Source organism: Aeromicrobium sp. (assembly GCF_014378035.1).
GTDB lineage: Bacteria > Actinomycetota > Actinomycetes > Propionibacteriales > Nocardioidaceae > Aeromicrobium.
Genome location: NZ_JACMOM010000144.1, coordinates 1 through 21879 on the forward strand (window position 1 = coordinate 1; position 21879 = coordinate 21879).

Consider the following 21879-nt stretch of genomic DNA (forward strand, 5'->3'; position numbering starts at 1 on the left):
CCGGGGCGAGTTCAGGCGGTGGAAGCATGTTGGTCGATGAGTTCGGTGAATACTTCTGACGGTTTTTTCCAGTGGTGGATTTTACGGGGTCAGTCGTTGATCTCGACGGCGGCGAGGTAGTTCGGGTCGCTGGTGATGGGCACGCCTTTGGGGAAGAACTCGCGGAGGATGCGGTTGCGGTTCTCGTTGCTGCCCCGTTCCCACGGTGAGTGGGGGTGGGGCGAAGAGCACCGGCAACCCGGTCGCGGTGATCATGGTGGGCCGGGCCATCTCCGACCCGCAGTCGCACCTCAGCGACCGGCGGACCTGGGTGGGAAGGGTTCCGGTGGCGGCGATGATCGCCTCACCGACGGTGAGGCAGTCGCGCCCGGTCAGCGGCACCAGGATCAGAAACCGCGACATGCGCTCCACCAGGGTCGCCACCGCGCAGGGCCCCGTTCCTACCAATGACGGGATCTCCCTCCCCGCGCCCAGGCACCGCCCAACCGGCCACCTCGGCGGGGCGCTCCTCCAGGTAGCGGGGTTCCCGGATCCGCGGCTGCGGTGCCGGTCGGGCACCACCGCGCCGGACACGGTGCCCGGTGCGCAGGCTGATCGCTCCCGGGCCAGTGACGACACCGGCTGGGCCTACACCCAGGTGTAGGTCGCCTCGTGAGACACCCGGCAAGGGTGGTCGTCGGGGTAGTCGATGGGCAAGCGGCCCGCGATCGACGCCGGTGACCACCCCCCGACGAGCATCCGGTGCACCACCGCCGGCAACCGCGGATGCCGGTCCACCGCCAGCGGCTTCGGGCGCTCACACGACAACGCCGCCGCCTCCTGCGCGGCGTGCGCCCGATAGGCGCCCCGACCACCGTGGCGACCCACCTCCCTCGACACCACCGACGGATCACGGCCGATTCGGGTTTCAATCTCGGTGAGCTGCACGCCTTCAGGCAAGCCGCGGGAGATCTCCTCCCGATCAGCCACACACACCATCGACGCACGCCGCGATCCCACCCCACCCAGGATCAACTGCTACGACCGCCTAAACCTGCCGAGCGCTGCTGCGCCGAAAGAGCCCGCACTCGCCGCGCCTGTCGCAGTCTCGCCCTGGCCGGTCTCACGCCTGTGACGACAGGCCGACCCGCGAGAGAGTCCGCCGAGCCCCGGGTAGACGCCATGTTGCTGGCCCGCGGGTAGCGGTCCGAGCGGGAGCTCGCCAAAACCGGGCGGCGTCGGCGAGGGTCGGGAGATCGCACGAGCTGTTGGCGATGCTTTCCGAGACCGCAGACACCGATCAGCGGTCGACGACGTGAACAGACGGACGGTGCTCCAGCTCGCCGAGCGGACCAGGGCGAGACGGACGGGCGCGTTGCCGAACACCGCCCCGGCCAGGCACCACTGCGACCGGCGGCCGTTGCCTGTCGTTCCGATCGAGCGAGTCCTGCGGCCGGCCCCGTCGAACGCCCAGAGCCCAGCCGAGCAGGAAGCGGTGTTTGCGATGTCGACCAACCCACGGTTGTGGGTCGGCTCGGTCGTACAAATCTAGGCGACGCTGCTGGATCAGGGGACCTACCTGCGCTCGACGAGGAGGATGCACCGGCTACGCCGCCGCGGCCGCCGCGGAGGCGGCCGCGACCAAGCCCGCCCACCCCACCCGGGTTCGACCGCAGCTGATGGGCACCGCGCCCCGCGATGTGTGGCCGTTAGACAACACCAAGCTCCGCGGGCCGCAACACGGCCTCCACCACGAGGTCAACAGGATTCCCAACATCGACTAGCGCTACATCGTGGGCTGGACCATCGCGCCCTTGATGACGCCACCGAACTCATCACCCGGGCCACCCGTGCCGCCCAAGTCGCCCAGGTCGCTGGCCCACCGATCAGCCTGAACGCCCACCGCGGCACGCCCATGACTGTCGAAATCCGGTGGCAGCGCCGCACGACCCAGCACGACAACTACACCGGGACTCCGCCCGGCTTCGACACCACCACCCAACCCCCACCACGGCCCACCGAGCCTGGAGCAACTGGCCTAGCTGCACAGCCCGTGTACAAAGCAACGAACCCCCACTGTCTCAACTCGCTTGACACCTTCGGTGGGGCCGGGCTCAATCTGTGGTGGCTCGGGTGGTCGTCTGGAAGCACGTGTCGAAATCCAGCCACGAAGCGGTTCTCCGAGGTCCGACCGCCCGGTCGGTTCACTGAAAAGTTTCTTCCCACGCCGCCGAGGTCAGCCAGATCGCTATGAATCTGTCGGCGACCGGAGGTCCGAGATGCGAACCGCTCTGTACCAAAATCTTCGCACACGTCTCATCGGAGACAAGTCGAGTCCGCTCGATAACCCGGGCTGTATTGAGCTCGAGATCGCCCTGTACGTGAACTCTGAATCTGACGTGCCTTGCTGCGCCGGAGGTGCAAATAAGTCGCATACATCAGGAGAATCGGTCTCCAGTTCAGTCGCTGTATGAGCAATGGCCATTGAATGAACTAGCCGCCGCGCTCGACAACCAGCATGATGATAAGGCCGAATATGCTCATCGCCGGTACACGATCGTGATAGATTATGAACTGGCCAAGAAAGTGGCACTCGTGACCGGAGCTGGCTCGGGGATCGGCGCGGCCTGCGCGTGGACCTTGGCAGCTTCATCGGCCACGGTGGCTTTGGCTGACATTGATCCGGTTGCTGCGGAGAAGATCGCAGCACAGTTGCGTGCCGCTGGATATGAGGCACGTGCGTACCAGCTTGACGTCGTCGACCCAGAAGCGGTGGACGCCACGGTCGCTGCGGTAGTAGCCGACTTCGGTAGCCTCGACATTGCCGTCAACAACGCGGGGGCCGGCGGAACAGCAGCATCCGCGGCGGACTGCTCCACCAAGGACTGGCTGCGAATTCTGGACGTGAATCTGAATGGGGTCTTCTACTGCACCCGCGCTGAGATCCGGGAGATGCGCGGCAACGGGGGGGGATCGATTGTCAACATGGCGAGCGTACTCGGTACGGTCGCACACGAGATGTCGCCCGCATACGTCGCTGCTAAGCACGGCGTGGTCGGGCTCACCAAGTCGGCCGCGTTGGCCCATGCGCCGGACCGCATCCGTGTGAACTCGGTGGGTCCTGGGTACATTTCGACGCCGATGATCGATTCCAAGATTAATGAGGAACAGCGCAGCGACCTAGCGTCGTTGCACGCCCTGGACCGCCTAGGTAATCCGAATGAGGTCGCGGCGCTCGTTGCCTGGCTGGCCAGCGACGCCGCCTCCTTCGCCACCGGCGGCTTCTACCCTGTCGACGGGGGCTACACCGCTCGCTGAGACCTGCGGGTATCGCCGCCTGGACTCCGGAATAGTCGAGATCAGACAGAGAAGCTGCCCACGACATCTCTACTTGCTTACGTAATTATGCGGCTTCGCACCGGCCTCTGATCGGTTGGCTGGACACCGGAGGTACTCCCTGGGCGCACTCTCATCGACGTCACCTGCAGGCGGCCCGGCTTCACCACCGGTGACTCGATTGGTGACTACCAACCAGGCCGCGGGTCGGCCCCGTCCCAGGGTGTGGCTCGAGTGTTCGGCCCCACCCGCCGCGCCCGTTCACAGTGGCCTTGCCAAGTTTCAGGTGAGCCTGTAAAGATTCACCGCATCCGACTAGTCGGTCGGTCGGATCCGAGGAGTACACAGTGCGCGTCGCAAGGTGGGAAGCCATCCGCACGATTCAGCTGGACGAGGTCGAGGAACCGACGCCTGGACCCGCCGACGTCGTTGTGGACATCCGCGCCTGCGGCATCTGCGGCTCGGACGTACACGCCTACACCGAAGGGACTTGGATCGCGCCCGGGGCGCCGTTGGGACACGAGTACGCCGGGGTGGTCAGCAAAGTTGGTGTAGACGTGAGCAACGTGGTCGTCGGCGACCGCGTGACCGTCAACCCGATCGCGCCCTGCGGCACATGCCAACGGTGCCGAGCAGGGGAAGGAAATCTCTGTTCGCATCTCGACGGCTCGGCTGGCGGATTTGGCGACCAGGTCCTCGTCCGCAATGCCAACGTCGGTCAGCGACTGTTTATCCTGCCTGACCACGTCTCGTTTGAAGAGGCGGCGTTCCTAGAACCGCTGTCGGTGGCCTACCGGGCGGTTGACCGCGCCCGGCCCCATGTCGGGGAACCGGCGATCGTCTTTGGTCTGGGCACGATCGGGCAATGCGTCGCTCAGATTCTGAAGGCTCGAGGCGTCACCGATGTGATCGCCGTGGACACGTCGCCGGTTCGCCGCGCGGCCGCCCTCGCGGCGGGGGCCAACGAGGTCATCGATCCCCTGGCTGACGACGTCTACGAATCGCTCGCGGCCTCCAGGGGACGCACCACGTCGAGCTTTCACGAAGCCGGCGCCATCGGATCGGTCTTCGAATGCTCCGGAGCAGTCAGTGTCCTCCCGACCGCTCTGCGTGTCGCTCGCGCGGGCGCGCCGCTCTCGATGGTCGCACTAACGGCCCGTCCCTCCGTGATTGACCTTGACACAGTGGTACAGAAGGAGCTGCGGTTACTCGGCAGCTTCGCCTACACCGAGCTCGATTTCCGAAACGCCTTCGCTCTCTTGGCCGCGGGGCGACTTTTAGTCCTCCCCCTCATCTCACACCGCTTCGCGCTGGCCGACATCACCGATGCATTCGAGGCTCAGCGCCAGACCACCTCATCGATCAAGGTGATGGTTCACCCCTAGCACCACCGCCCGGGCCTGCATCCGACGACCGCCCCTCGTTGCGGACCACCTGCAGCCTTCAGCGGCAACCCGTACGGAAGCTTGTGCGGTGGTCACAAGTGGAACGTGACGCCTTCCTCACCCCATCGACCGCGACCGCCGATCGCGCCCCTCACCAGAGTTGTCGACGCGTCGTGCAGTATCTGTAGCCACGCCCTACAACCAGAACCGGCAGGTTTGCCCGCCCGAGCTGAGGTGCCGTCGTTCGGAGCCACAAGAGTTACGAGATGAACGCACCAGATACTCCTTGACATGTGACGGCTAACACTTGACACTCTGAGTCGCCCGACCAGTCGGTCAGGTTTGGGCCACATCGTAAGCAAGTCGTGCGAGCAGCCGGCGTACCAGGAGGTCATGCATGAACCACGTCGTCATCCTGATTCTGGGCTTGGCCGCTGGCGCCGCATACGCGCTGATCGCGCTAGGCCTCGTCCTTACCTTCCGTGGGTCGGGGGTCATAAACTTCGCCCACGGAGCCTTTGCCATGTTCGGCGCCTACACGTTCATCCAGATCCGCGACAGCGGTAAACTAGTGTTTCCGTTCGTGCCGTTCTCGATCCAGATCGGCGACGACGCCTCGCTGATCGTGTCGATCCTCTACACCCTGCTCGTCGGCCTGCTCATGGGGCTGCTCTCGTACTTTCTGATCTTCCGGCCGCTTCGTGCCGCCCCGATGCTGGCTAACGTCGTGGCAAGCGTTGGCCTGCTGCTGAGTCTGCAAGCCACAGCGGTTCTGCAGTTCGGATCAAACAACACCTCGACCGCGCCCGTCTTCCCGACAGAATCGTTGTCCGTAGGCTCGTACGTCGTCCCGAGCGACCGGTTTTTCTTGACCGGACTGGCAATTGTCGTCGCCGTCGTGCTGACGTTCATTTATCGGTTCACCAGGTTTGGCCTGGCTACTCGCGCAGCGGCGGGCAACGAGCGCGGTGCGATTATTCTTGGTTACAACCCTTTCCGCCTTGCCGCCGTGAACTGGGCCCTCGCCAGTGCGCTTGCCTGCGGGGCCGGGATCGTTCTCGTGCCGATCTCAGGCGTAGACGCCATCACGATGACGCTGCTGGTGGTGCCTGCCCTCGGTGCGGCGTTGATCGGGCGGCTCACGTCGTTTCCAATCACCGCGATCGCGGGACTGCTCATCGGGGCGGCGCAGTCGGGGATCCTTGATGTCCAGACTTTTGACTGGTATCCGGAGTTCGCCAAGACCGGCGCTTCTCAGGGCCTCCCCTTCCTCGTCATCATCGCGGTCCTAGTGATCAGTGGACGTAGACTGCCCGCCCGCGGCTTCAGCTCCGCACGGTTGCCGATCTCCCGCGCTGCCAGTCCTTCAGCTCGGAGGATCACGACGGTTGTCGGTCCGATCGTGCTGCTCATCCTGCTGTTCACCCTCAGCTCTGGCTTGCAACTGGCTCTTCTCAACACAATGGTCATCTCGATCATCATGTTGTCGATCGTCGTCCTGACCGGCTTTGTCGGACAGATCTCGCTCGCCCAAGCCGCACTGGCGGGAACCGCAGGCTTCGGCCTGAGCAGGTTCGCGGACCAGCTTGGCATCCCGTTCCCGCTGTCTCCCATCCTCGCTGTCCTGCTGGCCACTGCCGTAGGCGTGCTCGTTGGATTGCCGGCTCTGCGGGTGCGTGGTGTCCAACTGGCGGTGGTGACGCTGGCTGGCGGGATCGCGGTCCAGGAGTTCTTGTTCAAAAACTCCTCCTTCACTGGCGGTCTGCTCGGCAGCAAGATCCCGAACCCCGGGTTGTTTGGGCTGGACTTGGGCGTGCGCGCGCCCGGTGAGTTCCCCCGGCCCGCCTTCGGGGTGTTTCTGATCATCGTGCTGGTCCTGCTCTGCATAGGTGTGACTAACCTTCGCCTCGGCATCACCGGACTGCGCTTCCTCAGCTTGCGGGCAAACGAAGCCGCCGCAGCGTCCGTCGGCATCAACGTGGCAGCCACGAAGCTGGTCGCGTTCGGCATCGCTTCGGCGCTTGCAGCGATCGGTGGCGTCATGATCGGGTACCTACAGACCACGCTTTCCTTTGGCTCCTTCGACATCTTCGTGGGGCTCACATGGTTGGCCCTTGCTTACATGGGCGGCATCACCAGCGTCTCTGGTGCACTCGTCGGCGGGGTGCTCGCCGGCGGCGGGATCTTGTCGACCGTCCTGGACAACGCGTTCGGTTTCGGCCGCTACGTACAGATCGTCGCCGGCATCGGTCTCATCCTGACTGCCGTGCTCAACCAGGACGGGATCTCCGGCGGTATGTCCATCACTCGAGATCAGGTGCGGGCCCGCCTGGCCAAGCGCAGACAGCCCGACGCTTCCCCTGCAATGGCCGGGAGGAATGTCGATGTCACTCCTTGAGCTGGACGACCTCACCGTTCGTTACGGCGGGCTTGTCGCACTGGACGAGGCTCGGCTGCGGGTGGACCGGGGCAGCCTGGTCGGGCTGATCGGGCCGAACGGTGCCGGCAAGACGACGATGATTGACTGCCTGACTGGTTTTACGCCGGCTACGTCAGGTCACGTCATCTTCGACGGGCACGAGGTGACCTCGTTGCCGGCGCACCGCCGGACCCGGCTGGGTATGATTCGGACGTTTCAATCCTTGGAGCTGTTCGACGACCTCTCTGTACGTGACAACTGTCGGGTGGCGGCCTCGGATCCTCGTTGGTGGGAGCCGCTCGCCGACGTGGTGCGGCCTGGGCGCAGGCCGGTTGACGATGCGCTCCTCGATGACACTCTGGCCACCCTCGGCCTGACCGAGTTGGCCGGGCTCCGCCCCCCGGAGTTGTCGCACGGGCACCGGAAGCTCGTCGGGATCGCCCGGGTGCTGGTGCGCAAGCCCGACCTGCTCCTGCTGGACGAACCGGCAGCGGGACTCGACAGCGGCGAAAGCCAGACTCTCGGCCGTCTGTTGCGCGGCAAAGTGGACAACGGCGCGTCGATGCTGCTGATCGACCATGACATGAACTTGGTGCTTGGCATCTGCGACCGCATCTACGTTCTCGACTTTGGCCGCGTGATCGCCGAAGGGACCCCTGATGAGATCAGGAACAACCCCGCCGTGGTGGCTGCCTACCTTGGCTCGGACGTTGACTCCGATCTCGAGCCGACGCCGGAGTCCGTGAGCCGGTCACTGCCCTCGATCGGAGCACACACCGCATGAGCACCGCTGCGCACGCACCAACGGTTCATCGACCCTTGGCCATCGAGGTGCGTGGTCTGCACGCTGGCTACGGCGCCACCACGGTCGTGCGCAACCTCGACCTCACCGTCGCAGCGGGAGAGGTCGTAGCACTGCTCGGCCCCAACGGCGCGGGCAAGTCCACGACTCTGCTCACTATCGCCGGCCTGCTGCCGGCGCAGAGCGGCGACATCACCGTTCTGGGACGGGCCGTCGACGCCAAGCGGCCTTGGTCGGCGGCCCGCGGCGGCGTAGCCCTCGTTCCCGAAGAGCGGGCCCTGTTCTTCGACCTCACGGTGAGGGAAAATCTGCTGCTCGCCATCCGTGGTGATCGACAGAAGGCGATCGACTCCGCGATCGCCTACCTTCCCGCGCTCGAACCGCTGCTGGGACGCCTAGCCGGCCAGCTCTCGGGCGGCGAGCAGCAGATGCTGGCCCTCGCGAGGGCTCTGGCCAGTGAGCCCAAAGTGCTCCTGGTCGACGAGATGAGCCTGGGCCTGGCTCCTGTCATTGTGCAACGACTGCTTCCCATCCTTCGCACGGTTGCCGATGATCTCGGGCTCGCCGTCATCATCGTCGAGCAGCACATCCATATGGCCTTGACCGTCGCCGACCGAGCCGTCGTTCTGACACACGGCGACGTGGTTCTTACTGGCTCGGCCAAGGACCTCGCGGCTCGCCGCGATCTCTTGGCGTCGCAGTACCTCGGCGACGCCGCGCTCTGAACGGCTCACGGGTCCAGGCGCACCGCCCGCCCGCCAACGCACTGACCGTTTCGGTCGACTCTCAAGGAGGTACACATGTTCAATTCCCGTGCTCGTAGGGGGGCGGTGTTGTTCGTTGCGCTCGCCACCGCGACGACATTGACGGCCTGTTCCAACAGCGGTACTTCGTCCGCCGGCGGCGATAGCGGGTCGTCGACCACGGGCTACAACGGAGCCGCCTTGAAGAAGGCAACTGGGAATGGGGTCCCGTTCGGCTTCGTAAACCAAGTGGGTGCCGCCACCGGTGACTTCGCCCAAGCCGGGGTCGGTACTAAAATGGCCCAGGCCTACATCAACAACGAGCTCGGCGGCATCGGTGGCCGTCCGATGGACGTCAAAGAGTGCCTCACCGACGGCACTCCCGAGAAGTCGCAGTCCTGCGCAAACAAGTTCATCGGCGATAAGGTCCTTTCGGTGATGACAGGCATCGATCTGGGCGCTCCGGCATCGGTACCAATCTACGAGAGCGCCAAGATCCCGTTGACGTTCGGTGCCCCTATCCAGGCCAAGGAGTACACCTCTCCCAACGCCTTTTACAGTATCGGTGCCTCGCCGGTTCAAGTGCCAGCAGTGGCACGCTTCATCAAGGACAAGTTCAACGCCAAGACCGTTATCAGCATTGGTACAGACGCGCCATCGGGCGTCAGTTCGTACAAAACCTTCATCGAAGGACCGCTGGAGAAGCTCGGCGTCGACAGCACCTTCATCGGTGCACCCGCAGGAACAACGGATTTTGCGACTCAGGCGCAACAGGCGGTGTCGAAAAGGCCTGACGCAATAGTGCTGCTCGTTGGCCCGCAGGACTGCACCAAGCTCATCAAAGCTTTACAGGGCGCGGGCAGTAAAATCCCGGCTGTCGGTACGGGCTCCTGCGTCGTCCCAGAGCTGTTTACACAAAACGCCGTTGCTGGCAAGGGCATGTACTTCACCGGAGAGACCCAGCAAATCCAGCAGTCACCGGTGCTCGATGAGATGAAGCAGTTCCAGTACGCGCACAAAAAGTACACCGATGAGGACCTGTCCAAGGTTGACGCCTTCACGCTGCTCGGTTTCCAGTCGACAATGAACCTCTGGGAGCTGTCGAACAAGATCGGCGTCGACAAGCTGACGTCAGACTCGATTCCCGCTTTCATGAAGGCAACCGTGAAACAGCACAACTGGCTGGCAACGCCGTACACCTGTTCTGGACCGCCCGTAGCGGCGTTCCCGGCGATCTGTCACACAGATGCGACATTCTATCAGTTTGACGGCAAGGGACTCGTCGATGTTGGCAGCTCAATCGGCATCGACCTGCTCTAAACCATCCGGCATCGGGCGCGGGTCGCGGGGACACAGTGGTGTCTCCGTAGCCCGCGCCTCCGCCGGTCCGCCAAGCCGGAGCTGCGCCACTCCTGCGGACTCATGGGGGTCGACATCACGGACCACCGAACCGCCCTAGCCTGTGTCGACCGAACATCTTGGTTGTCGGCACTTAGCGCGAGGTCAACTACGACCAAGTCCGCCTCCTAGCCGCAACCAAGGGGCCTGCCCCTCGAACTCCAAGCCCTCGTCAAGCATGAGTTGTAAATGCGGTACGGGCGAATACTGCGCGTCGCGTTGACCCATGCAATCTGACTGAACCGACATTGAATGGGTCCGAGCCGCGGGCGATGGACCACCCGGTAGATACGGCAATTTGACGGTGAGCGGAATGCCTTGAGGCCTGTCGTCATTCTGGACCATCTGCATGGTAAAGCAGTTGATGCGTTCAAAGAGAGGTAAGAATCATGACTAGAACGAGGAGCCTTCCATCGGCGTTGGGACGCAGGGAGGAGATCATCGTGCGAGCGGCTGAGCTGTTTGATTCGCGCGGGTACCACGTCGCATCAATGGAGGACCTGGCCGCCGCCGTGGGAGTCGCCAAGCCGACGATCTACCACTACTTCAAGAGCAAGAGTGACATTCTCTACGCAATCCACGAGGAATTCATCGATCTGCTCATCTGTCAGCACGAAGGGCGCTCAACAGCGCAACTGCAGATATCTGTGGACGACCTACTGTTGGGCATCATGCAGGACATCTTGCAACTTCTCGGCACGCACAGGGGTCATGTTCGTGTGTTTTTTGAGTGCCATCGGAGCCTGCAGGGAGACCAGCAGGTAGCCATTCGTGCGAAACGCGACGCCTACACCCGCACGGTCGTCGGACTACTGGAACAAGGCAAAGCTGACGGCCGTTTTGTGCGAGATCCGGATATCGCAGCGTTTGCACTTTTCGGGATTTGCAACTGGGCCTATCAATGGTATGACGCGAGCGGATCCATGTCCACCGTCGATCTCGCCAACAAATTCTGGCAAATTCTGCTGGGCGGCATTACCGGCTCTACGACACCAGGCGTGGTGAGCGTCCCCTGATCGGTGTGGTGCGGTGAGTGAGCCAGGTGGTGCCGCAGTGCAGGATCGGGCGCAGCTGGGAGCTGGCGAAGTTGCGGGAACCGAGTTCGAGACGCTTGATCCGTTTCATGGGCACGCTCACGGCCTCGGTGGGGCCGTTGCTGGCGCGGCTGGTCGTGAGGTGGATGAGGAGCTGGTCCTGCCAGGCGGTTATGGTGCGGGCCAGGCGCGCCAGCTCGGGGAGGCCGGGGTGGATGCAACGGTGGGGTGGCGATCCACTCGGGGTCGCCGGTGGCGAGCCCGGCCACCAGACGGATGTAGCTGCGCAGGGTGTGGCGCTCGGCGGCGCGGAGCAGGACCCGCCAGATGCTGTGGTGAGGTCGCCGCGTCGGCCGTGGTGCCCAGAGCTGTCGTGTTGCACGAGGCGGCGGACGAAGTCGATCGTGTTCTGGGCCGGCTTGATTGAGTGGAGCCGCTCCAGCACCACCGTGGCGGCCGGGAGCCCGGCGCGTAGCGAAGTGTCGTAGCCGCGGGACGGGTCCAGGGCTGCGACCGCCGACCCGGCGCGTCAGTCAGCGCCGCGGGTGGCAATCCAGTCAGTGATCACGGGCCCCAGAGCCACCGGCACCACGTCGAGCAGTCGGGCCGGGCCGTCCCCCGGTCGGGGCGTGGTCGACAAGCCCGGTGATGTACTGGGGAGGGACGCGGGCACTTGCGATGAGGAACGCGGTCTCATCGACCCTGAGGCGGGTCACCGCCCTATCCACTCAGGACCCGTCCAGGATCGCCGGCTCGAACTCCCGGACTGCCCGCATGACGGTGAGCCGACCCGCCCCCAACTTGAGCGCGACCTGGGCCGCCGGGTGCGCACGATGGACGAGCCAATTATTCGCCTGGGCCCGGGCCCGCCCGGTCAGCACCCTCCTCGGCCGGGACGCCTCCGGGCCCTCGGAGTAGGTCACCACCGGACACTTCCGGTGCCGACAGCACCACACCCGCTTCGACCAGCACAGCAGCCCCGGGCGCCCCCCTCCCCCCGGCGGGCAGATCCCGCACCAGCGGCGACCGTCCAGCACCGCCACCGCCACGCACGACAGGCACCTCACCAGGTCCTGGGTGGTCATCACCTGCAGCCGCAGCGGGCAGCGCCCTACCCTCCAATTCCCACCTGGGGCCCGTGTCCGTGCTCATGGTCGAACACGAATCGTGATGCCCCGGGCCCAGGTCCTACGCCAGACTGAAGGACATGTCGCGACGCCCCTCACCACGCGTCATCTCGAGGAGCCGCACTACCAGCCCACCGGGGAAGTCGACACAGTCATCACGACGCCGTTCAGCGGCTCGCTGACCTGCGCAGGGTGTTCGTTGGCCCACGGTCACTGGACCAAGGGGCCGCGTCGTCCGCATCGCTCCCCTTGTGCAATCGGGAGATGTGCAGGTCCGAGAACCCGTCTCGAACCGGGTCGCGGTTACCCCGGCCCTTTGCTCACCCCGGACCGGATCGTTCGCTCTGACAGACACTCATCGTTCAGGCTCCCGTCTCCAGTCGTCGTTTGAGCGCGGAAGTGAAGCGGGCCGCGGTGGAGCCATCGAGGACGCGATGGTCGTAGCCGATCGCCAGACCCATCAGCGGCCTGATACCGACAACACCATCAACAACGACGGCGCAGTCGGTGATCGCCCCGGCAAAGACGACAGTGGCCTGCGGGGACACCACCAACGGGACGCCTGTCTCGATTCCGGCCGCACCGAGGTTGGAGACTGTGATCGTGCCACCCGCCGTGTCGGCCGCGGTGAGCCGCCGAGCGCGGGCTCGTTCGGATAGTTGCTGTAGCCGCACACTCACGCCCGCTACGTCGAGCTGGTCAGCCCGCGCGATGACCGGTACTAGCAGTCCAGCATCGGTGTCCACCGCAACGGTCACGTTGACGTCCGCCATGATGTGAATCGCATCGGGGTTGAACTGGGCGTTGGCCTCGGGTACCTCGCGCGCAGTTGCAGCGACCGCAGCAATCAAGATGTCGGTGAAGGTCACGCGTACACCCTGACCCGCCAGCGCGGCGCGAATCTGTTTCATGTGGGTCGCGTCGGCATGAATCTGCTGCACAAACTGCGGGACGTCACGCCAACTCGCGCTGAGGACGTTGGCCATGCCACGGGCCACACTGCTGAGAGGCCGACGTTCTGCCACCGCGGAACCACCCAGATCGGAGGCCAGCGCGACCTCAACATCGGCCACGGTGATGGAACCACCGTTGCCGGTACCGATCACCGTCGATAGCTCGAGGCCCGCCGCGGCTGCCATTGCTCGCGCCTTGGGGATCACTCTCATACCCCGGTCCGCCCCGACCGGGAGCAGTCCCGTGGTGTCCATGGCCGCCATGGGTGACGGGTCAGGGGCAGCCTCATCGAGCTTCTCGATTTTGGCGATCTCGGCGAGATCGGCACCGACGAGGGCATCGATCTCGCTGTCGTCCGGATACTCACCGGGGTCGGCAACCACCGCCAGCAGGGCACCGACAGACAGTTCGCAGTCGCTCGGAGCGATCACGCGAAGAATGGTCCCAGGCAGTTTGGCGACGATCTCGACGGTGTTCTTCTCCGTCTCGACCTCGTACAGCAGTGCATCTACATCGTAGGAAGTGCCGAGATCGATCAGCCAACTGGTGATCATACCGGCTTCCATCGTCTGGCCGAGGCGGGGAAGGTGAAGCAAATGCACGGTCAGCCCTCACTGTCGTCAAGTGGTGACGTGACGCCACCGGATCGGAAAAGCCACTAGTCTAGTCCAGCAGTGCGGTGATCGCAGTGAGTAGTGCGGCCGTGGTGGGCAAGGCAAATTTTTCCAGGGCCGGGTTCTGCGGCATCGGCGTATCTGTCCCGCACACCCGGCGGATCGGAGCGGCGAGGAGGTCCAGTCCGTGCTCGGCGACGATCGCCGCGATCTCGCCCGCGGCACCACCGGACAGCGGCGCTTCATGGGTGACAATGAGCCTGCTCGTCTTGGCGACCGAGGCCAGAATGGCGTCGGTGTCGAGCGGCCGTAGCCCACGGGTATCGATCACCTCGACGCTGATGCCCAGCGGCACGGCAGCTTTTGCTGCTTCGAGGGCGAGCGTCACCATGCGACCCCAGGCCACGACGGTGACGTCAGTGCCCTCTCGGCAGATCTTAGCCTGGCCCAACGGAATCAGGACCTCGTCGTCGGGAACCTCCCCCGTGGACGCGTACAGCATCTTGTGTTCGAAAAACGCGACTGGGTTGTCGTCTCGGATCGCGCTTTTCAGCAGGCCCTTGGCGTCCGCCGGGTTGGATGGGATGACGATGTAAATCCCTGCGTGCGGGAGGAGTTCAGCCTCCGGGCACTGCGAGTGCTCCGCGCCGGAACCGCCGGTGGCCCCTTCCGGTAGTCGCAGCACCATCGGCACCGTGAACCTACCCCCGTGCATGTAGCGCCACTTCGCCATCTTGTGAAGCGTCTCGTCGGCGGCGTTGTGGAGAAAGTCGGCAAACTGCAGCTCGGCAATGGGTCGCATACCCGTCAACGCTGCCCCGACAGCGCCGCCCACGATGAACATCTCTGAAATGGGGGTATCAATGACCCGCTCGTCGCCGAAACGATCATGCAGACCTTTGCTCACCCCGAAAACCCCGCCCATGGCGCCAACGTCTTGTCCCATGAGGAACACTCGCTCGTCGCGCTCCATCTCCTCCGACATCGCCTCGTTAATCGCCTGTGCGTAGGTGATCGACCGTGTGCTCATGCGTAGATGTCCTCGAAGATGCGCTCCGGTTCCGGGGCTTTTCCGGCAAGTGCCTTGTCTCTCGCCTCGGCGACCTCGACTAGTGCGTCCCGCTCAACTACGGCGATCTCGGCCTCAAGCGTTCCCTGGCGGAGCAGCTCGGCGCGGGTCCGGACAATCGGGTCACTCTGCGCGTCCTCGGCAACCAGAACCTTGTCACGATAGCCGTCTGCATCGCCGAAGTAATGACCCTGCATGCGTACTGTTTTGGCTTCGATGATTGTTGCCCCCTCACCGTTGCGTGCACGGGCGACTGCCGTGACCGCGGCCCCGTAGACCGCCGTCGGGTCAGCACCATCAACCTGGACTCCGACCATCCCGTAACCGATCGCGCGATCGACGAACCGTCCGCCGGTTGAGTGCTCGACCGGCACGGATACCGCCCATCCGTTGTTCTGGATGACAAAGACGATAGGAAGTTTCCACGCGCCAGCAACGTTGGCGGCCTCGTGGAACGTGCCACGGTTGGCGGCACCATCACCGAAGAAGCACATCGTGACCTGTCCGCTGCGTCGCAGCTTCGACGACAGTGCGGCGCCAGCAGCGATCACTTGGCTTCCCCCGAGCGTTCCGGACTGACCGAGCACCCCGAGGTCCGGATCGACGATGTGTACGACCCCCGCCCCCATGCCGCGGGTCGTACCCAACTCATTGCCGAGAAAGTCGCCGAACATCGCGACCAGATCGACACCCTTGGCCACGATGTGAGCAACGCCCCGATGGTCGTACAGCAGGTAATCCGAACGCTCCAGAGCCATGGTTGCGGCGACCTCGGTGCCTTCGGATCCACGTCCAGGGTGGTAGAGGGCAGCCGCCAAGTTCTCGTCCATCAGCCGCAAGAGTGCCTGTTCCCACGCTTGAGCCAAGAACATGACCCGGTAGATCTCGAACAACGTTCGCGAAGCCTGCGGCATCGACCATCCGTTTCGGCGTGATTGCTCCCAGCCCCGACCGGCCGGTCGGTCTATGTAGTGAAGCTCTCCACTTACTCTGATGTCAAGCCTTTCCGGCGGGCGCGTCCACCGGATCTGGGTCTCAGGGCTGCAGTTGAGATGGTCATCGACCTAGGGTTGGTGAGAACTCTCCGCAAATGACAGCCCGCTGCAGGGTCAGCCGACGTCCAAGTGCTTGCCTAGCTCGATGACCGCGGGTGTGTTGGCAGCCGGCTTCAGCGTCCTGTGAGTCGCTCGACGACCGGGGCGAAAGCCTCAGCGGCCCGGTCCCCGATCGTCACGTAGCTGAAGCCGTAGACCTCGCGGCGCCGCTCGAGCTCCTCGCACACCGCATCAACGGAGCCGACGAGGGCGTGCGGGAAGGTCCGAAGGTTCTCGCCGGAAAGACCGGTCATCTCGATCAGCTGCTCCTCGGTGGTCGTCCCGCCCTCGACGGCCAGGAAGTAGGCGGCGAACTCGAGCTCGAGGTCGTCGTACCGGTCACCAGCGCCCTCGCGGACCCACCCGAGCTTCTGCACCGTCTCGAGGTGCCCCGAGGATGCGACGCTGTCCGCGCCGATGACCCCGGAGCGGTTGTTGAAGTTGATGCTCACGATGTCTGCCTGTGCGCCTGCAAGGCGCAACACGCGCGGCGCCCCACCGCCGACCATCAGCGGCGGTGGCGTGCCCAGAAGTGGCAGCGGAGCCATGTCGCGGACCCGCACGTGCTCGCCCTCAGTGGAAGCCGTCCGGCCAGCCAGAAAGTCCTTGACCATGTCGAGGAACTCGCCAAGGTGGGTCACCCGCTGCCCTGCTGACGGGAAAGCCAGGCCCATCGCCTCGTACTCGGCCTTGAGCCAGCCGGCGCCAAGACCTACCTCGGTGCGCCCGCCTGACAACTCGGCGAGGGTGGCGATCTCCTTCGCGAGCACGTACGAGTGGTGGTAGCCGACGCAGAACATTCTACAACCGATGCGCAGGGTGCTGGTGACCTCGGCCGCGACCGCCATGGCGGGCACGGGGGCCAACGTAACGGGGCGGTGGCCGGTCGCATCGGACACCGGTCCAGCGCCGAGGTAGTGGTCTGACGTGTGGAGCGTCGAAAAGCCGAGGTCCTCGACCTTGCGGGCGAGGTCGCGCCATGCCGCTCCTGATTCGGGGCGGTAAGCCTGGACGGCGAAACGGAACGGCCTTGACACGGGCATCTCCATAGCAATCAGCAGGGTTTCTTGACTCGTTCTACAGTCTCAGGCGACGATAGCGCAATCGTTCCATTTGAGGAGTACTCGTGAACCGACTTGCAGGCATCGGTGCCCGCGCGCAGCAGGACCCAGACGGCTCAGCCCTGGTCGACGACGGAACGGCTCTGACCTGGGCCGAGGTAGCGCGCCAGGTCGATGCGATCGCGGGCGCGATGCTGGACGTCGCGCCCGGTGCTGACGACCGGATCGCGGTGATTGGGGAGAACCTCGCCCCCACGCTTCTCGCGCACGCTGCCGGGATCCTCGCCGGCGTCGGCACCGTCGCGGTCTCCCGCCAACTGACGGCCCGCGAGATGGCCGACCAGCTCGTCGACGCTGCCGTCGTCGCCGTCGTCACCGGGCCGGCAGCGCTCGCCGTCGTGACGGAGGCCGCCCTGTCGGTGGGCATCGACACAATCGTTGTGCACGGCGTGGACGAGCCACCAGCCTCAGCGATCGGTTGGGGAGTCTGGTCCCGCGGCAAACACGTGATACCCGGGGACCTTGACCGGGAGGCTCGTCCACTGCTCGTCTACACCTCGGGCACCACCGGGAGGGCTCGCGGCACCCAGGTCCGCTGGGCGCCATCCACGATCAGCACGGCGCGTGAGTACGCCGAGTTCCTCGCGGGCCGTTCTGGCTTCCCGCCCGGCCCCCACCTGGTTGTCGGCCCTCTGCAGCACAACGGGCCGCTCACTTCGGTACGCCACCTGCTGTCCGGCCAGCCGGTGGTCGTGCTCGGCAAGTTTGACCCGGAGCGCGTGTTGACGCTGATCCAGCAGCACCGCGTGACCTCTAGCGTGATGGTCCCGACCCACTTCTCTCGGCTGCTCTCCCTCCCGAGTGGCGTCCGGGCCGGCCATGACGTCTCGAGCCTGGTGAACGTCGTGCACACCGGATCTGCATGTCCAGCGGACGTGAAGCGCGCCATGATCCAGTGGTTCGGTCCAGTCCTGATCGAAAGCTACGGCGGCAGCGAAATCGGCACTGTCTGTCGCATCACCAGCCAGGAGTGGCTGGAGCACCCGGGCTCCGTCGGACGGGTGGTCCCGCCGTTCGAAGCAGTTGTGCTCGATGACGACGGCCACGGGCTGCCCCCGGGCGAGGTCGGCGTACTGGGCTTCCGCACCCCTCCGGGACGCGAGGTGAAGTACCACGGTGATGAGGAGAAGACACGCCAGGCTTACATCGCGCCCGGCGTCGCCACCCTCGGGGACGTGGGCCTCGTGACGCCGGACGGCTTCGTCTACATCACCGACCGCATCTCGGACATGGTCTTGTCCGGCGGCGTAAACCTCTACCCAGCCGAGAGCGAGCAGGTCCTCACGCAGCATCCCGACGTTGCCGAAGTGGCCGTCATCGGTGTGCCCGATCGCGACCTGGGCGAGTCGCTGCGCGCCCTCGTCGTGCCGGCCAGGGAAGTGGACATCGATGAGCTTGCGGAGTTCTGCCGCGACCGACTCGCGCGCTACAAGTGCCCGAAGACCTACGAGCTCGTGGCCACTCTGCCGCGCAACGCCATGGGCAAGCTCGACAAGCGCGCGCTGCGCCGGCCCTATTGGGAAAGCGACCGCACGATCGCGGGCTGACCGCGCTGCACCTCGCTGCACCTCGCTGCCACGATCAGCGAGGACTCCCCCGCACTTCTTCGAAGTGCACCGCAGCGTCATCGGGCTGCGGACCCAGATTGTCGGCCGCAGGCGGTGTAGGCAGGCCGCTCAGACCGCCATGACGCCCGCAGGGGCGGCCGTCGAATGGCCATGGAGCCCCCAGTCCAGGCACCGCCCGAGGACTGTGACGAACTCTGGGATGACCCAGCCACCCCGGTCCTCAACACCGAGGTCGTCCACTCCGAGATCCTGCATGTCGTATCGCCCCCGACAGTGCCCGAGGGTGAAGTAGCAGACCTCACCGTCGCCGGAACGTTTCAAGTACAGCACCGGCCGAGGCTGGTCGTCGGTGGTGTCACCTTCCACGAACCCTCGGGAGGGACCGCTGTGTGTCGTGTGTAGCAGGACGTCGAGCGGTGGGTGCAGCTCGCTCACGTAGAGCTCGTCAGCCACCTCGAACGCCTGCACGCCAGCGACCAGCGGATGGTGCGGCTGCGTGACCTCCACGAGGTACGGCGCGATCGGCGGGTGGCCCAGGAACTGGCTACCCAGCACCTGCGCGACCGGACCCAGCTCCCTTGGGGTTCTGAACACCCGAGGTCCGCCCGGAGTGGGCGGGTCGATCGCCGAGTTGCTTCCGTGCAGCGCCAGCCAGCGGCCACCGCGCTCCACGAACTTGACCAGCTGCAACTGCTGCTCGGGGTCGGGCCGGTTGTTGCACGTGTAGGTCACGAGCAGGTCGGCCCGCTCAAGCGCCTTCTCAATCGCGTAGTCCTCGAATACTCGGGTGCGCGCCCTCGGCTCATTGCCGAGCAAGTTCAGCAGCATCCGACGCGCGTAGTCGAAATCGTGCCACTGACCACCGCAGACAAGGACGACATCGAGTCTTCCGCCAGGCCCGGCCACGACGTCAGAACTGGACACGCGTGACGATGCCGCCGTCCACGACAAGGTTGACCCCGTTGGTGAACGCGGCGCGCGGGCTGGCGAGGTAGGCGACGGCGACGGCGACATCGTCGGGGCGACCGTAACGGCCCACCGGGATCTTCGTTAGGATCTCGTCGTACACCTCCTTGCGACCATCGCGAATCTTCTCCCAATCGCCGCCCGGGAACTCGATCGGCCCCGGCGACACGGTGTTGACCCGGATACCCCTCCTGGCGAGCACGTGTGCCTGCGCCGACGCGTGGTGGATCACTGCTGCTTTGAGGGCCGAGTATGCGTTTGGCGACGCCGGTCGCACGGTGTCGAAGCCGTTGGTGGTCCCAATGGAAACGATGGACCCACCGCCCTGCTGCTCCAGGTGCGGCGTCGCGCTCTCGATCAGCCGCACCAGCGGGAGCAGGTCACCGTCGAGGCTCCGCTGCCACTGGTCCGGTGTCTTGGCAGCGCCGGCGGAGACGTTCGACACCACGACATCGAGCCCGCCCAACTCCTGAGCGCTGCTGTTCACGAAGGCAACAAGCGCGTCGTGGTCGGTTACGTCGACGGCTTGCGCGTACACCTCGACCCCGCGTTCGCGCAGCTGGGCCGCGACTCTTTCAAGGGCGCCCTCACCACGCGCGCAGATCGCCAGCGCACAGCCCTCGTCGGCCAGCACCTCGGCGACAGCCAGGCCGATACCGCGGCTCGCGCCCGTGACGAGTGCCCGCTTGCCCTTCAGCTGGAGATCCATGAGTGTCCTCTCTAGTGGTCTATAGGCAATCTGTTTCTGTTCTTGCTACATAGTATGTGGGTCGTCGGGCATCGCGTCGAGCCCTCGAGCGGGCCGCGATCAAGCGGCCGTCGTAGCTACTCGGATCACCCCGGGCCACGACGACAACACCGACCGGGCCGAGGGGGGATCACTCTGCGACCGCCGGGTCCAGGCGCACGAGCATCTTCCCGACGTTAACGCCGCGCAGCATTCCGAGGAAGGCATCGACCGAACCCTCGATACCCTCCGCAACAGTCTGTTTGGAGACCAACTCGCCACTTCGCAACCAATTACCCACCCGCTCCTCGAACTCCGGGCGAAGGTCCTCGTGATCGCGCACGATGAAGCCGCGCAGCGTTACCCGCTTCAGCACGGCCAAGATGAGATGGTCGATACCCGGCCGCGGTCCGGTGGCACCGACCTGCGAGATCATCCCGCAGAGCGCGACGCGACCCTCGACACGCAGACAGTCCAGCGCTGCAACGAGGTGGTCGCCACCGACATTGTCGAAATAGACGTCGATGCCGTCGGGAGCTACGCGCTCCAGGCCCGCCCGAATTTGCTCGGAGCGGTAATCGACGGCACCGTCCAGCCCAAACTCATCGAGCAGCATCGCGGCCTTCCGCTGTCCCCCGGCGCTACCCACCACGCGCGAGGCACCCAGCAACCGGGCGAACTGGCCGGCCGCCGTACCGACGGCTCCAGCCGCCGCCGAGACGAAGACGCTGTCCCCCGGCCGAAGGTCCGCAGCGCGCACCAGCCCGACGTAGGCCGTGAAACCGGTCTGGCCGAGCACACCAAGCCACCGGGACAGCGGCGCGATGCTCCTGTCCACGACGCTCACGGCGGCCGCATCTACGACGGCGAGCTCCCTCCAGCCGAGGCGGTGCCGGACGTACGTTCCAACGGGCACCGACCGATCGGCGCTCTGCACAACCAGACCAACGGCCGAGCCGTCGAGCGGCTGACCCACCTGAAAATTCGTCGTGTAGTGCTTCTCGGTCTCCTCGAGCCGCCCCCGCATCGACGGGTCAACGCTCATGAACGCGTTACGGACGAGCAGCTGTCCGTCCCTCAGCAGCGGTACCGGCACCTCGACGACGGCGAAGTCATCGGCCTGGGGCTCGGCGTGGGGACGCCTCACGAGGGTGACAGCCCGGGTGGTGATGGCCATTCCCGCTGAGTACGTGGCCATCACGCCGGCCCGGGGACAACAGCCCCGCGGAACCCAAGATGGTCTTGGACGCGCAACATACGGCCCCCTCGTTGATTGAGTGCATGTGGCGTCACGTGCGAGGCGCGGATCGCCTCAAGGTTTTGGCTACGACCCCGGGAACGTGCTTGTGACGTGCTTCACTAGAGTCTACACAAAGTAACTACGCTCGTTGGCGGGCGTCCGAGGAGGACAGATGCAACTTCAAGACAAGGTCGCAGTCATCACCGGTGGCACAGCTGGACTTGGCCGCGGGATCGCCGAAGCCTTCCTCCGCGAAGGCGCCAAAGTGGTGCTCAACGGACGCTCGCAGACCAAGGGTGACAA

At 65.0% G+C, this 21879-nt stretch carries 20 protein-coding genes; 10 read left to right on the forward strand and 10 right to left on the reverse strand.

Annotated elements, in window-relative coordinates; translation table 11 throughout:
- Positions 1 to 205: 205 nt before the first annotated feature.
- Positions 206 to 643, forward strand: coding sequence for a hypothetical protein (locus H7290_RS07585; RefSeq protein ID WP_290513417.1), 438 nt, complete (start codon positions 206 to 208; stop codon positions 641 to 643).
- On the opposite strand, the gene H7290_RS07590 is transcribed toward H7290_RS07585, so the two are convergent.
- Entirely contained in the window at positions 628 to 969 is a 342-nt protein-coding gene (locus H7290_RS07590) for a helix-turn-helix domain-containing protein (RefSeq protein ID WP_290513418.1), read from the reverse strand. The genes H7290_RS07585 and H7290_RS07590 overlap by 16 nt on opposite strands.
- A gap of 1494 nt (positions 970 to 2463) precedes the next feature.
- On the opposite strand from H7290_RS07590, the gene H7290_RS07595 reads away from it, so the two are divergent.
- The 7 genes from H7290_RS07595 (at position 2464) to H7290_RS07625 (ending at position 11078) form a co-directional block, all read left to right on the forward strand.
- Positions 2464 to 3297, forward strand: a complete 834-nt coding sequence (locus H7290_RS07595) for a glucose 1-dehydrogenase (protein WP_290513419.1) — start codon at positions 2464 to 2466, stop codon at positions 3295 to 3297.
- A gap of 449 nt (positions 3298 to 3746) precedes the next feature.
- Complete coding sequence (locus tag H7290_RS07600; RefSeq protein WP_290513420.1) at positions 3747 to 4700, forward strand: alcohol dehydrogenase catalytic domain-containing protein; 954 nt, start codon at positions 3747 to 3749, stop codon at positions 4698 to 4700.
- Positions 4701 to 5097: 397 nt separating this feature from the next.
- The gene (locus H7290_RS07605; RefSeq protein ID WP_290513421.1) at positions 5098 to 7098 is read left to right on the forward strand and encodes an ABC transporter permease; all 2001 of its coding nucleotides are present in this window, start codon (positions 5098 to 5100) and stop codon (positions 7096 to 7098) included.
- Entirely contained in the window at positions 7085 to 7903 is an 819-nt protein-coding gene (locus H7290_RS07610; RefSeq protein ID WP_290513422.1) for an ABC transporter ATP-binding protein, read from the forward strand. The genes H7290_RS07605 and H7290_RS07610 overlap by 14 nt, the downstream gene beginning before the upstream one ends.
- A complete protein-coding gene (locus H7290_RS07615; RefSeq protein WP_290513423.1) occupies positions 7900 to 8646 on the forward strand; it encodes an ABC transporter ATP-binding protein in 747 nt (248 codons plus the stop codon). The genes H7290_RS07610 and H7290_RS07615 overlap by 4 nt, the downstream gene beginning before the upstream one ends.
- A 75-nt stretch (positions 8647 to 8721) precedes the next feature.
- Positions 8722 to 9984, forward strand: coding sequence for an ABC transporter substrate-binding protein (locus tag H7290_RS07620; protein ID WP_290513424.1), 1263 nt, complete (start codon positions 8722 to 8724; stop codon positions 9982 to 9984).
- A gap of 521 nt (positions 9985 to 10505) precedes the next feature.
- Positions 10506 to 11078: a TetR/AcrR family transcriptional regulator gene (locus H7290_RS07625; RefSeq protein WP_290513425.1), complete on the forward strand. Its 573-nt coding sequence runs from the start codon at positions 10506 to 10508 to the stop codon at positions 11076 to 11078.
- Here H7290_RS07625 and H7290_RS21300 read toward each other — a convergent pair.
- From H7290_RS21300 to H7290_RS07650, 6 genes are all read right to left on the reverse strand, one after another.
- Positions 11047 to 11544, reverse strand: a complete 498-nt coding sequence (locus H7290_RS21300) for a transposase (RefSeq protein WP_366927609.1) — start codon at positions 11542 to 11544, stop codon at positions 11047 to 11049. The genes H7290_RS07625 and H7290_RS21300 overlap by 32 nt on opposite strands.
- Positions 11545 to 11824: 280 nt before the next feature.
- Positions 11825 to 12019, reverse strand: coding sequence for a hypothetical protein (locus tag H7290_RS07630; protein WP_290513426.1), 195 nt, complete (start codon positions 12017 to 12019; stop codon positions 11825 to 11827).
- Between the two features lie 566 nt (positions 12020 to 12585).
- Positions 12586 to 13779 (reverse strand): dihydrolipoamide acetyltransferase family protein, encoded by a 1194-nt coding sequence (locus H7290_RS07635; RefSeq protein WP_290513427.1) that lies wholly within the window; start codon positions 13777 to 13779, stop codon positions 12586 to 12588.
- A 61-nt stretch (positions 13780 to 13840) separates the two neighbouring features.
- A complete protein-coding gene (locus tag H7290_RS07640) occupies positions 13841 to 14821 on the reverse strand; it encodes an alpha-ketoacid dehydrogenase subunit beta (RefSeq protein ID WP_290513428.1) in 981 nt (326 codons plus the stop codon).
- Positions 14818 to 15774 carry a thiamine pyrophosphate-dependent dehydrogenase E1 component subunit alpha gene (locus H7290_RS07645; RefSeq protein ID WP_290513429.1) on the reverse strand — a complete coding sequence of 319 codons (957 nt, stop codon included), beginning with the start codon at positions 15772 to 15774 and terminating at the stop codon, positions 14818 to 14820. The genes H7290_RS07640 and H7290_RS07645 overlap by 4 nt, the downstream gene beginning before the upstream one ends.
- Before the next feature lie 254 nt (positions 15775 to 16028).
- On the reverse strand, positions 16029 to 16991 hold the full coding sequence (locus H7290_RS07650) for a TIGR03621 family F420-dependent LLM class oxidoreductase (RefSeq protein ID WP_290513430.1): 963 nt from the start codon (positions 16989 to 16991) through the stop codon (positions 16029 to 16031).
- An 89-nt stretch (positions 16992 to 17080) separates the two neighbouring features.
- On the opposite strand from H7290_RS07650, the gene H7290_RS07655 reads away from it, so the two are divergent.
- The gene (locus H7290_RS07655) at positions 17081 to 18622 is read left to right on the forward strand and encodes an AMP-binding protein (protein ID WP_290513431.1); all 1542 of its coding nucleotides are present in this window, start codon (positions 17081 to 17083) and stop codon (positions 18620 to 18622) included.
- Between the two features lie 129 nt (positions 18623 to 18751).
- Here H7290_RS07655 and H7290_RS07660 read toward each other — a convergent pair whose 3' ends face one another.
- From H7290_RS07660 to H7290_RS07670, 3 genes are all read right to left on the reverse strand, one after another.
- Entirely contained in the window at positions 18752 to 19567 is an 816-nt protein-coding gene (locus H7290_RS07660; protein ID WP_290513432.1) for a ThuA domain-containing protein, read from the reverse strand.
- Positions 19554 to 20318: an SDR family NAD(P)-dependent oxidoreductase gene (locus tag H7290_RS07665; RefSeq protein ID WP_290513433.1), complete on the reverse strand. Its 765-nt coding sequence runs from the start codon at positions 20316 to 20318 to the stop codon at positions 19554 to 19556. Before H7290_RS07665 ends, H7290_RS07660 begins: the two co-directional genes overlap by 14 nt.
- Before the next feature lie 169 nt (positions 20319 to 20487).
- Entirely contained in the window at positions 20488 to 21513 is a 1026-nt protein-coding gene (locus tag H7290_RS07670; RefSeq protein WP_290513434.1) for an NADP-dependent oxidoreductase, read from the reverse strand.
- A 235-nt stretch (positions 21514 to 21748) separates the two neighbouring features.
- Between H7290_RS07670 and H7290_RS21305 the strand changes: the two genes are divergently transcribed.
- The coding region (locus tag H7290_RS21305) for an SDR family NAD(P)-dependent oxidoreductase (protein ID WP_366927610.1) at positions 21749 to 21879 on the forward strand (131 nt) is incomplete at its 3' end.

Coding starts and splice junctions, on each gene's coding strand:
- H7290_RS07640 (WP_290513428.1), bottom strand. CDS start 14,821: ATGAGCACACGGTCGATCACCTACGCACAGGCGATTAACGAGGCGATG.
- H7290_RS07665 (WP_290513433.1), bottom strand. CDS start 20,318: ATGGATCTCCAGCTGAAGGGCAAGCGGGCACTCGTCACGGGCGCGAGC.
- H7290_RS07610 (WP_290513422.1), top strand. CDS start 7,085: ATGTCACTCCTTGAGCTGGACGACCTCACCGTTCGTTACGGCGGGCTT.
- H7290_RS07615 (WP_290513423.1), top strand. CDS start 7,900: ATGAGCACCGCTGCGCACGCACCAACGGTTCATCGACCCTTGGCCATC.
- H7290_RS07605 (WP_290513421.1), top strand. CDS start 5,098: ATGAACCACGTCGTCATCCTGATTCTGGGCTTGGCCGCTGGCGCCGCA.
- H7290_RS07620 (WP_290513424.1), top strand. CDS start 8,722: ATGTTCAATTCCCGTGCTCGTAGGGGGGCGGTGTTGTTCGTTGCGCTC.
- H7290_RS07645 (WP_290513429.1), bottom strand. CDS start 15,774: ATGCCGCAGGCTTCGCGAACGTTGTTCGAGATCTACCGGGTCATGTTC.
- H7290_RS07670 (WP_290513434.1), bottom strand. CDS start 21,513: ATGGCCATCACCACCCGGGCTGTCACCCTCGTGAGGCGTCCCCACGCC.